This is a genomic window from Lichenibacterium dinghuense (assembly GCF_021730615.1).
Lineage (GTDB): Bacteria > Pseudomonadota > Alphaproteobacteria > Rhizobiales > Beijerinckiaceae > Lichenihabitans > Lichenihabitans dinghuensis.
On sequence record NZ_JAJLMN010000001.1, the window covers coordinates 4,617,846 to 4,629,983 of the forward strand.

Genomic DNA, 12,138 nt, shown 5'->3' on the forward strand with positions numbered 1-12,138 from the left:
CGCTCAGGCCCGGTGCCGGCGCCTGGCCTTCGCCTTCGGCGGGTCGATCACGGCCCGGCAGGCGGGGCTGAGCTGCGGGATGTGGGCGTTGAGGCAGGCCACGATCGCGGTCTCGCTCGGGATGGCCGAGGAGCAGATCTTGAACACGTCCGGCGTGCAGGCCTCCTGATCGGCGGCGGCGGGCTCGGCCCGGCCGGCGGAGGGGATCGACAGGAGGGCGAGCGCGGCCAGGACGGAGCGCGCGCGGAAGCGTGACGGCATCGTGTTCTCCATGGCGGCCCCGACCCCGTCGGACGGCCGCCCCCTCGCCTTATGGCACGGGCGGCCCCCGCGCCGCGACCCCGCCGCCTGGACAGGGGTCCGGCCGCCCTCTATCTGTCGCCCTCCGCCGCATTCCCAGCCGAGGATCGAACCCCACCCATGCGAGCCGAACCCCTGGCGCTCGTCGAGCAGATCAAGCAGTCCGTGGGACTGCTGAGGAGGCATCTTTGACGTCGACACAGCGACGCGGCGCCTAGCCGAACTCAACGCCCGATCCGAGGACCCCGCCCTTTGGAGCGACGCCGCCGCGGCCCAGAAGGTCATGCGCGAGCGCACCGAGCTCGAGGAGCGTCTCGGCGCCCTGTCGCGGCTGGAGCGCGACCTCGAGGACTCCGTCACGCTCGTCGAGCTCGCCGAGGCCGAGGACGACGCCGCGGTCGAGCGCGAAGCCATCGATGCCCTGCGGGCCCTCAAGCTCGAGGCGGACAAGCGCCAGGTCGAATCGCTGCTGTCCGGCGAGGCCGACGCCAACGACGCCTACATCGAGGTCCATTCGGGCGCGGGCGGCACCGAGTCCCAGGACTGGGCCCGCATGCTGTTCCGCATGTACACGCGCTGGGCCGAGCGCCGGAAGTTCAAGGTCGAGCTGATCGAGGAGAGCGCCGGGGAAGAGGCGGGCATCAAGTCCGCGACGATCCTAGTGAAGGGCCACAACGCCTATGGCTGGGCCAAGACCGAGTCGGGCGTCCATCGCCTCGTCCGCATCTCGCCCTTCGACAGCGCGGCGCGGCGCCACACGAGCTTCGCTTCGGCCTGGGTCTATCCGGTGGTCGACGACAAGATCGAGGTGGACATCAAGGAATCCGACTGCCGCATCGACACCTACCGGTCGTCGGGCGCCGGAGGCCAGCACGTGAACACCACGGATTCCGCGGTCCGCATCACGCACGTGCCCTCGGGCGTCGTGGTGGCGTGCCAGGGCGAGCGCTCGCAGCACAAGAACCGCGCGACCGCGTGGAACATGCTGCGCGCCCGCCTCTACGAGATCGAGCTGGAGAAGGCCGAAGCCAAGGCCAACGCCGACGCGGCCTCGAAGACCGACGTCGGCTGGGGCCATCAGATCCGCTCCTACGTGCTCCAGCCCTACCAGCTCGTGAAGGACCTGCGCACCGGCATGACTTCGGGCACGCCCGACGAGGTGCTGGACGGCGAACTCGACGCCTTCATGGAGGCCTCGCTGGCGCAGCGCCTGTCCGGCCGCACCGTGGTGGTCGAGGACGTGGACTGAGGCCGGCTCCGGCCGTCGACGGACACGGGCGGGGCGCCGTGCGGCGTCCCGCCCGGACCGGTGACGCGGCCTACCACCCCTTCCGCGGCATGCGCCACGGCAGGAACGTCTTGATGATCGGGTTGCGGAAGCGGTCGAGCGACAGGCTCTCGTGGATCGCCTCCGAGCGATGGCCGAGCAGCGTGGTCTCCAGAATCGAGCGCGCGTAGAAGGGCCCGTCCTCCAGCGTCCTCGTCACGCGCGCGCCGCCCGCCTCGGCCCGCGTGCCGCGCCCGACGCCCCACAGCGTGCGCGGCAGCCGCGCCTCGGGTGGCGGCGCGAAGTCCACCACGCCGCGCTCCGGGTCGAACAGGATGGCGAGCGAGCAGGTGTCGCCGCCGCGCGTCTCCAGGTCGTAGAGCACCGCCGTGCCGTCCGGGGTCGACGCGCGCGACCAGTCCCAGCGCCGGAAGGTCGATTCCAGCGACGCGTCGCCCCGGTTGTGGTCGAAATAGCCGGTGCCGGACCAGGAGGCGTCCGGCTTCTCCATCTCGACCTCGACCCGCGCGCAGGGCGCGATCGGCCACCAGCAGTGGTTGCCGACCTCGTCGAGCACGATGGGGTGGTTCACCACGGCCTGCGGGTAGAGGCGCACCTGCCCGCGCACGCGCCGCGGGATCGGCGCCGTCACCTCGTCGATCGTCACCGTGAGGCAGGTGCCGTCCCAGCGCAGCGCGCTCGGGCCGATGTTCAGGCTCGCCTCGTCGCGCCGCAGCGCGGAGGCCCGGCGCTCCGTCATGGCCCAGCGGCGGTGCGTGCCGTAGAGCGCGACGTTGAGCGCGCAATGGTCGGCCGGGTCGCGCCGCCCCGTCCAGGCGTAATAGGGCGAGAACACGCTGCCGATGAAGGCGATGAGGGTCAGCCCCTCGCGCCCGTCCTCGCTCAGCGCATCGACGTACCACCACGCGTAGCCGTTCGGGTCGACCTTGATGTCGAAGCGCAGTCCTGCATGAGGCTCGACGCCGCCAGCCGGCCCGACAGCGCGGCCATCGGCACGCCCGAGCCCGGATGCACGCTCCCGCCCGCGAGGTAGAGGCCGGGCAGGCGCGAACGCGACCCGGGGCGACGGAACGAAGCCATCCACCCATGCGAGGCCGGCCCGTAGAGCGCTCCGCCCGTGCCCGGGAACAGGTCCGAGAAGTCGCTCGGCGCCGTCGGCAGCGTCGAACCGGGAGGCCGCTCCACCGTGAGCCCGCAGCGCTCCAGCTGGCGGAAAGTCCGCTCCTCGCATGATCGGATCTCCTCGGGGGTGTAGCGGTGGCGGTCGCCGTCGGCGGGCGCGTTGACGATGGCGAGGGCCCGCTCGACGGGCGCGCCCTCGGGGCCTGCGGGCAGGGCGGGCGAGCCGTCGCCGCGGTCCTGCGCGCAAAGGTAGACGGTGGGCCGTTCAGGCACGCGGCCCGCCCGGATGGCCTCGAACTCGGCCGGGTAGTCCTCGGAGAAGAAGACGTTGTGGCGCAGCAGCTCCGGCCCGCGCATCCGCGCCGCCATGGCGACCGTGAAGGCGGAAAGCGAGCGCGCGTCGGGCGCCGTGGCGGGCACCGCCGCCATGGCGCCGCGCCCGGCCCGGCCCGCGGCCAGCGCCGCGGCGTCGCCGTTCCACACCACCGCGTCGCAGGCGAGGCGCTCGCCGCCGCGCAGGCTCAGGCCCGCGGCGCGGCCGCCCGACATCAGCACCTCGGCCACGTCCGCGTGGAAGCGGAACCGCACGCCGCGCGCCTCGCAGAGCGCCTGGAGCGCGCGGGCCAGCGCGCCGAGCCCGCCCTCGACCGACCACACGCCCTGCGCTTCCACGTGGGCGACGAGCATCAGCGTGGCCGGCGCCTCGAAGGGCGAGGAGCCGCAATAGGTGGCATAGCGCCCGAAGAGCTGGCGCAGCCGCGGGTCGGTGAATAGCTCGCCGAGCGCCCGCCACAGCAGCGTGTAGGGCTGGATGCGCAGCATGCCGCCGAAGCCCGCCAGCCCGGCCCGGCTCATCAGCGCCATGGGGTTGGCGGGCCGCTCGGCGCGGATGAAGGGCTTCTCCAGCGCCGCGTAGACGTCGGCGGCTTGGCGGGCGAAGTCGCGGTAGGCGCGGGCCGCGCCGGCGCCGGCGAAGGCGCCGATGGCCTCGGCCGAGCGGGCGGGGTCGTCGTGGAGGTCGAGGCTGCTGCCGTCCGGCCAGTGGTGGCGCGCGAGCCGGCTCTGCCGCGTGAGCCGCAGGTGGTCGTCGAGCCGCTCGCCCGCCTCGGTGAAGACGCGGTCGAACACGTCGCGCAGGGTGAACACGGTCGGGCCCGCGTCGACCAGGCGCTCCCCGACCTTGACCTGCCGCAGCTTGCCGCCGGGGCCCGCGGCGCGCTCGACCACGGTGACGCGGGTGCCGCGGCGCGCGAGATCGAGCGCCGCCACGAGGCCCCCGATGCCCGCGCCCACCACGGCGACGTGAAGTTCCGACATGACGCGTCCGCCCGGCGAGCGACGCTGAGGCCCCGCTCATGTGTCCAGTTTACATGACACATTTCGGGTGTCAAAAACTGACATGCCCGCTTCGACCCCGTCCGCCGTCAGCCCGCTCGCCGGCCCCCAGCGCGGCGTGGGGCACCTGTGGCAGGGCCTGAAGGACCGGATCGGCGCGGCCTGCGACCGGGCCGGTCTGCATCCCGGCCTCGTCGCCTTCGCGACCCGCTTCCCCCTGAGCCGGCCGATCGCGCGGGCGCGCGCCGGCGCGGTCTTCGACCTCTGCGCCGGCTTCGTCTACTCGCAGGTGCTGGTCGCCGCCGTGCGCCTCGGACTCTTCGAAGCCCTGCGCGCCGGCCCCCGGACGACGGCCGACCTCGCCGGCGCGCTCCGCCTGCCGGAGGCCGGGGCCCGCCGGCTGCTCGAAGCCGCGGCCTCGCTGCGCCTCGCCGCCCGCGCCGGGCGCGACCGCTATCGCCTCGGCCCGCTCGGCCGCGCCGTGCTGCTCGACCCCGGCATCACCGCCATGGTGGAGCACCACGCCATGCTGTACCGCGACCTCGCCGACCCCGTGGCGCTGCTGCGCGGCGAGCGGGGCGAGCGGGCGCTCGGCGCCTTCTGGTCCTATAGCGAGGCGGAGGACGCGTCCGGCCACGGCCGCGAGCGCACCCTCGCCTACACGCGGCTCATGTCGGCCTCGCAGGCCATGGTGTCGCGCGAGGTCGTGCGCGCCTATCCCTTCGCTTGCCACCGCCGCATGGTCGACGTGGCGGGCGGCGACGGCACCTTCCTCCAGGCCGTCGCCGCCGCGGCGCCGGCGCTCGACCTCACCCTCTTCGACCTGCCCTCGGTGGCGGCCGAGGCCGAATCGCGCTTCGCCCGCGGCGGCCTCGCGGGCCGGGCGCGCGCGGTCGGCGGCGACTTCCGCCGCGACCCAGTCCCCGCCGGCGCCGACCTCGTGTCGCTCGTGCGCGTCCTCCACGACCACGAGGACGAGACCGTGCGGGCCCTGCTCGCCTCCGTCCGCCGCGCCCTGCCGCCCGGCGGCACGCTGCTGGTCGCCGAGCCCCTGGCCGACACGGCGGGGGCCGAGCGCGTCGGCGGCGCCTACTTCGGCTTCTATCTCATGGCCATGGGTCAGGGCCGCGCCCGAAGCTACGACGAACTCGCGCTGATGCTCCGCGAGGCCGGCTTCGTCGACGTCGAGCGGCGGCCGACGTCGCTGCCCATCGTCACCGGCGTCATCGTCGCCCACACCCCGGCGGGCGGCGGAGTGTAAATCCAGCTTGACACTCTGAGGCGTCCAATCTCCTATACAGCTCCGGCTTAGTCGACGGCACGAGGCGGAAGGGAGGGGCGGATGCGGACCGATGCTGTGCTCCTCGAACGCCCCGGCTCGCTGTCCATCGCCCCCGTCGACCTGATCCCGCCGGCCGCCGGCGACGTCGTGGTCGACGTCGAGGTGTCCGGCGTCTCCACCGGCACCGAACGCCTGCTGTGGTCGGGCGAGATGCCGCCCTTCCCGGGGCTCGGCTACCCTCTCGTGCCGGGCTACGAGGCCGTCGGCCGCGTTGTCGTGTCCGACGATGAAGACACGCTGGTCGGGGGCCGCGTCTTCGTGCCGGGCGCCTCCTGCTACCGGGACGTGCGCGGGCTGTTCGGCGCTTCCGCGGCCCGCCTCGTCGTGCCCGCGCGGCGCGCCGTGCCGGTCGGCAACCTCGGCGCCGAGGAGGCCACGCTGCTGGCCCTCGCCGCCACGGCGCAGCACGCCCTGGCGGGCGGGGCGCCGCCCGACCTCGTCGTCGGCCACGGCGCCCTCGGCCGCCTGCTGGCGCGCTTGACGATCGCCGCCGGCGCGCCGGCCCCCACCGTCTGGGAGCGCGAGCCGTCCCGCCGCGGCGGGTCGCTCGGCTATCCCGTGATCGACGCCGCCGACGACGGCCGCCGCGACTACCGCAGCGTTTACGACGTGTCCGGCGACGCGTCCCTGGTGGACGCGCTGGTCCAACGCCTGGCGCCGGGCGGCGAGGTCGTGCTGGCCGGCTTCTACAAGGACCGCGTGTCCTTCGCCTTCCCGCCGGCCTTCATGCGCGAGGCGCGGTTCCGCACCGCCGCGGAGTGGAAGCCGGCCGACATGGCGGCCGTGCAGGGCCACCTCGCCGCGGGACGCCTGTCGCTGGACGGGCTCGTCACCCATCGCTCGCCCGCGTCCGCGGCCGAAGCGGCCTATCGCGCGGCCTTCGGCGACGCCGGCTGCCTGAAGATGATCCTCGACTGGAGCGCCACGCGATGAACGACCTCTCGATCGCCCGGCCCGACCAGTTCGACGCGCTGCGCGCCGAGGCCGCGGTGGAGCCCGACGCGCCCTCGACCGAGCCGGCGCGCAAGGACACGCAGATCATCGCCATCTACGGCAAGGGCGGCATCGGCAAGAGCTTCACGCTCGCCAACCTCAGCTACTCCATGGCGCAGAGCGGCAAGCGCGTGCTGCTCATCGGCTGCGACCCGAAGAGCGACACGACCTCGCTGCTGTTCGGCGGCCGCGCCTGCCCGACCATCATCGAAACCTCGTCCAAGAAGAAGCTCGCGGGCGAGGAGGTCGCCATCGGCGACGTGTGCTTCAAGCGCGACGGCGTCTTCGCCATGGAACTCGGCGGCCCCGAGGTCGGGCGCGGCTGCGGCGGGCGCGGCATCATCCACGGCTTCGAGCTCCTGGAGAAGCTCGGCTTCCACGACTGGGGCTTCGACTACGTGCTGCTCGACTTCCTGGGCGACGTGGTGTGCGGCGGCTTCGGCCTGCCGATCGCCCGCGACATGTGCCAGAAGGTCATCGTCGTCGGCTCGAACGACCTGCAGTCGCTCTACGTCGCCAACAACGTCTGCTCGGCGGTCGAGTATTTCCGCAAGCTCGGCGGCAACGTCGGCGTCGCGGGGCTGGTCATCAACAAGGACGACGGCACCGGCGAGGCGCAGGCCTTCGCGGCCGCGGCCGGCATCCCGGTGCTGGCCGCCATCCCGGCCGACGAGGACATCCGCCGCAAGAGCGCCAACTACGAGATCGTCGGCCGCCCCGGCGGGCGCTGGGCGCCGCTGTTCGAGCAGCTCGCCGAGGCCGTCGGCCTCGCGCCGCCGGTCCGGCCGACGCCGCTTTCCCAGGACGGCCTGCTTGGCCTCTTCGACGGCGACACGGTGGGCCGCGACGTCGAGCTCGTGCCCGCCACCATGGCGGACATGCGCGGCGTCGCGCACGCGGAGCGCCCGTCGCTCGAAGTCGTCTACGACGCCGCCTGAGGCCGCCGCCATGACGGACCGCATCGGCGACATCGACGACCGCGACGCCACGTTGCGGGACAGCGAGCTGCGCAGCAGCCACGACGGCTTCGTGCAGGACATCGGCACCGCCCCGGAGCGCGAAACCTCGTCCTGCCACGCGGGCCGCGACGAGATGCGCCGCGCCGCGGCCTCGGCCGGCGCCTCCGACGTCATGGACCGGCTCGCGGCCGACTACCCGATGGGCCCGCACGACCAGCCGCAGAGCATGTGCCCGGCCTTCGGCTCGCTGCGCGTCGGCCTGCGCATGCGCCGCACCGCCACCGTGCTGTCGGGCTCGGCCTGCTGCGTCTACGGTCTGACCTTCACGTCGCACTTCTACGGCGCGCGGCGCTCGGTCGGCTACGTGCCGTTCAACTCGGAGTCCCTCGTCACCGGCAAGCTCTTCGAGGACATCCGCGAGGCGGTGTTCCAGCTCGCCGACCCGGCCCTTTACGACACGGTCGTGGTGACGAACCTGTGCGTCCCCACCGCTTCCGGCGTGCCGCTGCGGCTGCTGCCGCCCGAGATCAACGGCGTGCGGATCATCGGCATCGACGTGCCGGGCTTCGGCGTGCCGACCCACGCCGAGGCCAAGGACGTGCTGGCCGGCGCCATGCTGGCCTACGCGCGCCGCGAGGCCGAGGCCGGCCCCGTGCAGGCGCCGCGCGCCGGCCGCGCCGGGCGCCCCACCGTGGCGCTGCTCGGCGAGGTGTTTCCGGCCGACCCCGTCGTCATCGGCCGCATGCTGGAGCCGATGGGGCTCGCCGCCGGCCCCACCGTGCCGACGCGCGAGTGGCGTGAGCTTTATGCCGCGCTCGACTGCGCGGTCGCGGCCGCGATCCACCCCTTCTACACCGCCTCGATGCGCGAGTTCGCCGCCGCCGGCCGGCCCGTCGTCGGCTCCGCGCCCGTCGGCGTCGACGGCACCGCCGCCTGGCTCGCGGCGGTCGGCGAGGCCGCCGGCGTGCCGGCCGCGGACGTGGCCCGCGCGCGGGACGCCGTGCTGCCGGCGGTGCGCGGCGCCGTGGCGGCTTCGCGCATCTCCGGGCGCATCACCCTCAGCGGCTACGAGGGCTCGGAGCTGATCGTGGCGCGCCTGCTCGTCGAGTGCGGCGCGGACCTGCGCTACGTCGGCACGGCCTGCCCCCGCACCGCGCAGTCCGAGGCCGACCGCGACTGGCTGGAGGCGCGCGGCGTGCTGGTGAAGTACCGCGCCTCGCTGGAACACGACCTCGCGGCCTTCCGGGAGTTTCGGCCGGACCTCGCCATCGGCACCACCCCGGTGGTGCAGCACGCCAAGGCGCAGGGCACGCCGGCGCTCTACTTCACCAACCTGATCTCGGCGCGGCCGCTGATGGGCCCCGCGGGCCCCGGCTCGCTCGCCGGCGTGGTCAACGCCGCGCTGGCCTCGAAGCCCCGCTTCGACCGCATGCGCGAGTTTTTTGAAGGCGTCGGCGAGGGCGCCTCGTCGGGCATCTGGCCCGAAGCGCCGAGGGCTCGCCGCGCCGCGCCGCCGCGCGTCGCCGTCAAGGCCGTCCCGGGCCGCATCGAGCGGGGAGCCGCCTGATGCTCGTCCTCGACCACGACCGCGCGGGCGGGTACTGGGGCGCCGTCTATTGCTTCTGCGCCGTGAAGGGGCTGCAGGTCGTCATCGACGGCCCGGTCGGCTGCGAGAACCTGCCCGTCACCTCCGTGCTGCACTACACGGACGGGCTGCCGCCGCACGAGCTGCCCATCGTCGTCACCGGCCTCGCCGAGGAGAACCTCGGCCAGACCGGCACCGAGGGCGCCATGAAGCGCGCCGCGGCCGCGCTCGACCCGAAGCGCCCCGCCGTGGTGGTGACGGGCTCCATCGCCGAGATGATCGGCGGCGGCGTGACGCCCGAGGGCACCAAGCTCAAGCGCTTCCTGCCCCGCACCATCGACGAGGACCAGTGGCAGGCGGCGGACCGCTCGCTCGTCTGGCTGTGGCGCGAGTTCGGCCCGAAGAAGGGCGCGGCCGAGCGCCCGCCGCGGCCCGAGGGCGCGAAGCCCCGCGTCAACATCGTCGGCCCGTCCTACGGCATGTTCAACATGCCCTCGGACCTCCACGAGGTTCGCCGCCTGATCGAGGGCATCGGCGCCGAGGTGAACCTGTCGTTCCCGCTGGGCTCGGCGCTGGAGGACGTGCCCCGCCTCGGCGACGCCGACGCCAACGTGTGCCTGTACCGCGAGTTCGGCCGCGGCCTCTGCGAGCTGCTCGACCGGCCCTACCTGCAGGCGCCGATCGGGCTCCACTCGACCACGGCCTTCCTGCGCTCGCTGGGGCAGGTGCTCGGCCTCGACCCCGAGCCCTTCATCGCGCGCGAGAAGCTGACCACGATCAAGCCGCTGTGGGACCTGTGGCGCTCGGTGACGCAGGACTTCTTCGCAACGGCCTCCTTCGCGGTGGTGGCGAACGAGACCTACACGCGCGGCATCCGCGCCTTTCTCGAGGACGACATGGGGCTGCCCTGCGGCCTCGCGGTGCCGCGCCGCGCCGGCGACAAGACCGACAACGCCGCCATCAAGGCGGCGCTGACGTCGGCGCCGCCGCTCGTGGTCTTCGGCTCCGTCAACGAGCGCATGTACCTCGCCGAGGGCGGGGGCAGGGCGGCCTTCATCCCGGCCTCGTTCCCCGGCACCGCCATCCGGCGCCACACGGGCACGCCCTACATGGGCTACGCGGGCGCGACCTACCTCGTGCAGGAGGTCTGCAACGCCCTCTTCGACGCGCTGTTCCATATCATCCCGCTGGCCGGGCAGATGGACGCCGTCGAGGCGACGCCGGCGGCCCGCGCCGCTGGCGAGCGCCACGCCGAGCTCCCCTGGGACGACGACGCCCGCGCCGGGCTCGACCACACGGTCGAGCGGGAGCCCGTCGTGGTCCGGATCTCCGCCGCCAAGCGCCTGCGCGACGCGGCCGAGCGCGAGGCCAGGCGCGGGGGCTCCCCGCGCGTCGGCCTCGACCACCTGCTGCGGGCCGGCGGCCGCGCGGCTCCAGCCCCCCACCGCGAACCGGAGACAGTGTCATGAGCGCCATCACGTCCAGCAGCCACGGCTCCCGTTCGGCGGTCCGCCGCGACTACCGCGTCCTGCTCGGCCTGACCTATCCGGCCTTCGTGGCCGGCGTGGCGATGCGCCGCCTCGGCCTCCTGCCGGCCGACCCCGTCCGCCCCTCGTCCTTCGTCGCCGCCGTGCGCAGCCGCGCCGCCGCGGTGATCCCGTTTGCCTTCATGGGCTGACCCCGCCGCGATCCGCTGCGCGCTGACCTCCGGGGCGCGGCACCTCTCCAAGACGAGGACTCTCAGACGATGCCCGAACAACCCGTCGAATATCTCGACCGCGACAGGATCTCCCTGTCCGGCCTGACCCGGCCCGAGGCCGCCGAGTTCAACAAGTTCTTCATCACCAGCTTCCTGGTGTTCACGGTGATCGCCATCATCGCCCACATCCTCGTGTGGCTGTGGCGCCCCTGGGCGCAGGGCGGCGCGCCGGTGAACACGTCGATGATCGACGCCGTTCGCCCCCTCCTGTCGATGCTGGGCTGAGGAGAGTTTCATGTATCAGGTCTGGCTCCTCTTCGATCCCCGCCGCGCGCTGATCGGCCTCTTCACCTTCCTGCTGGTGCTGGCGCTGCTGATCCACTTCATCCTGCTCTCGACGAGCCGGTACAACTGGATCGAGGGTCCGTCGCCGTCGATCATCGGCACCAAGATGACGAACCCGCCCGCCGTGCCGACCGCCACCACCAACACCGCGCCGGCCGGCACCACCAAGTGACGCTGCCCGGGCCGCGCCCCGGCGCGGCCCACACGCCGGACAAGGTCCGCCGCGCCCCCGCGCGGCCGCACGCTCCTCCCTCCGAGCCCGCGCGCCGCGCGGCATCCAGAACCTTCGCGGCCGATCATCGCGAACTGAAGGCTTGATCCCCATGGCCCTGTTGTCATTCGAGCGGAAATACCGCATCGCCGGCGGGACGCTGATCGGCGGCGACCTGTTCGACTTCTGGGTCGGACCCTTCTACGTGGGCTTCTTCGGGGTCACGACGATCTTCTTCGCGCTGCTCGGCACGCTGCTAATCTTCTGGACGGCCGCGATCGGCCCCTCGTGGGAGCCCTTCCAGATCACGGTGGACCCGCCACCGCTCCGCTACGGCCTCGGCTTCGCGCCGCTGCGCGAGGGCGGCCTGTGGCAGCTCGTCACCATCTGCGCGCTCGGCGCCTTCTCGTCCTGGGTGCTGCGCGAGATCGAGATCTGCCGCAAGCTCGGCATCGGCTGGCACACGCCCATCGCCTTCTCGACCGCGGTCTTCGCCTACGTGTCGCTCGTGGTGATCCGCCCGGTGCTGCTCGGCGCCTGGGGCTACGGCTTCCCCTACGGCATCACCAGCCACCTCGATTGGGTGTCCAACGTCGGCTACCAGTTCCTGCACTTCCACTACAACCCGGCGCACATGCTGGCGGTGACGTTCTTCTTCACCACCACGATGTTCCTGGGCCTCCACGCCGGCCTGATCCTGTCGACCGTCAACCCGGCCGACAAGAGCGAGCCCGTGAAGGCGACCGAGCACGAGAACGCGTACTTCCGCGACTACATCTACTATTCGGTCGGCGCCTACGGCCTGCACCGCCTGGGCGCGTTCTTCGCGCTCAGCGCCGGGTTCTGGAGCGCCATCTGCATCATCCTGAGCGGGCCGTTTTGGACCGAGGGTTGGCCTTATTGGTACAACTGGTTCCTGAGCCTCAACATCCGCAACGCCGCCGGCTTCTGAGGGTCGC

13 protein-coding genes are annotated in these 12,138 nt (G+C 73.2%); 10 read left to right on the top strand and 3 right to left on the bottom strand.

Annotated features, from left to right (window positions below):
• Window positions 1-3 precede the first annotated feature (3 nt).
• A complete protein-coding gene (locus L7N97_RS22135) occupies window positions 4-261 on the bottom strand; it encodes a hypothetical protein (protein ID WP_237480422.1) in 258 nt (85 codons plus the stop codon).
• A gap of 159 nt (window positions 262-420) precedes the next feature.
• On the opposite strand from L7N97_RS22135, the gene prfB reads away from it, so the two are divergent.
• A protein-coding gene (gene prfB, locus L7N97_RS22140) for a peptide chain release factor 2 (protein WP_237480423.1) occupies window positions 421-1,549 on the top strand; the annotation gives its coding sequence in 2 pieces (ribosomal slippage) (window positions 421-489 and window positions 491-1,549; 1,128 coding nt in all).
• Window positions 1,550-1,619: 70 nt separating this feature from the next.
• Here the strand turns inward: prfB and L7N97_RS22145 are convergent.
• Entirely contained in the window at window positions 1,620-2,531 is a 912-nt protein-coding gene (locus tag L7N97_RS22145; protein ID WP_237482358.1) for a carotenoid 1,2-hydratase, read from the bottom strand.
• Window positions 2,471-4,027, bottom strand: coding sequence for a 1-hydroxycarotenoid 3,4-desaturase CrtD (gene crtD / locus L7N97_RS22150; protein ID WP_237480424.1), 1,557 nt, complete (start codon window positions 4,025-4,027; stop codon window positions 2,471-2,473). The genes L7N97_RS22145 and crtD overlap by 61 nt, the downstream gene beginning before the upstream one ends.
• A gap of 82 nt (window positions 4,028-4,109) precedes the next feature.
• Here crtD and L7N97_RS22155 point away from each other — a divergent pair, with 82 nt between their 5' ends.
• The 9 genes from L7N97_RS22155 to pufL all read left to right on the top strand — a co-directional run bounded on the left by L7N97_RS22155 (window position 4,110) and on the right by pufL (window position 12,131).
• On the top strand, window positions 4,110-5,306 hold the full coding sequence (locus L7N97_RS22155) for an acetylserotonin O-methyltransferase (RefSeq protein ID WP_237480425.1): 1,197 nt from the start codon (window positions 4,110-4,112) through the stop codon (window positions 5,304-5,306).
• A gap of 81 nt (window positions 5,307-5,387) precedes the next feature.
• The gene (gene bchC / locus L7N97_RS22160) at window positions 5,388-6,320 is read left to right on the top strand and encodes a chlorophyll synthesis pathway protein BchC (protein ID WP_237480426.1); all 933 of its coding nucleotides are present in this window, start codon (window positions 5,388-5,390) and stop codon (window positions 6,318-6,320) included.
• Window positions 6,317-7,318: a chlorophyllide a reductase iron protein subunit X gene (locus L7N97_RS22165; RefSeq protein ID WP_237480427.1), complete on the top strand. Its 1,002-nt coding sequence runs from the start codon at window positions 6,317-6,319 to the stop codon at window positions 7,316-7,318. The genes bchC and L7N97_RS22165 overlap by 4 nt, the downstream gene beginning before the upstream one ends.
• Window positions 7,319-7,328: 10 nt before the next feature.
• The gene (gene bchY / locus L7N97_RS22170) at window positions 7,329-8,906 is read left to right on the top strand and encodes a chlorophyllide a reductase subunit Y (RefSeq protein ID WP_237480428.1); all 1,578 of its coding nucleotides are present in this window, start codon (window positions 7,329-7,331) and stop codon (window positions 8,904-8,906) included.
• Entirely contained in the window at window positions 8,906-10,393 is a 1,488-nt protein-coding gene (gene bchZ, locus L7N97_RS22175) for a chlorophyllide a reductase subunit Z (protein ID WP_237480429.1), read from the top strand. Before bchY ends, bchZ begins: the two co-directional genes overlap by 1 nt.
• The gene (locus L7N97_RS22180) at window positions 10,390-10,602 is read left to right on the top strand and encodes a hypothetical protein (RefSeq protein ID WP_237480430.1); all 213 of its coding nucleotides are present in this window, start codon (window positions 10,390-10,392) and stop codon (window positions 10,600-10,602) included. The genes bchZ and L7N97_RS22180 overlap by 4 nt, the downstream gene beginning before the upstream one ends.
• A 69-nt stretch (window positions 10,603-10,671) precedes the next feature.
• A complete protein-coding gene (gene pufB / locus L7N97_RS22185) occupies window positions 10,672-10,908 on the top strand; it encodes a light-harvesting antenna LH1, beta subunit (protein WP_237480431.1) in 237 nt (78 codons plus the stop codon).
• Between the two features lie 10 nt (window positions 10,909-10,918).
• On the top strand, window positions 10,919-11,140 hold the full coding sequence (gene pufA / locus L7N97_RS22190; protein ID WP_237480432.1) for a light-harvesting antenna LH1, alpha subunit: 222 nt from the start codon (window positions 10,919-10,921) through the stop codon (window positions 11,138-11,140).
• Window positions 11,141-11,291: 151 nt separating this feature from the next.
• A complete protein-coding gene (pufL, locus tag L7N97_RS22195) occupies window positions 11,292-12,131 on the top strand; it encodes a photosynthetic reaction center subunit L (RefSeq protein WP_237480433.1) in 840 nt (279 codons plus the stop codon).
• The last annotated feature ends 7 nt before the right edge of the window (window positions 12,132-12,138 follow it).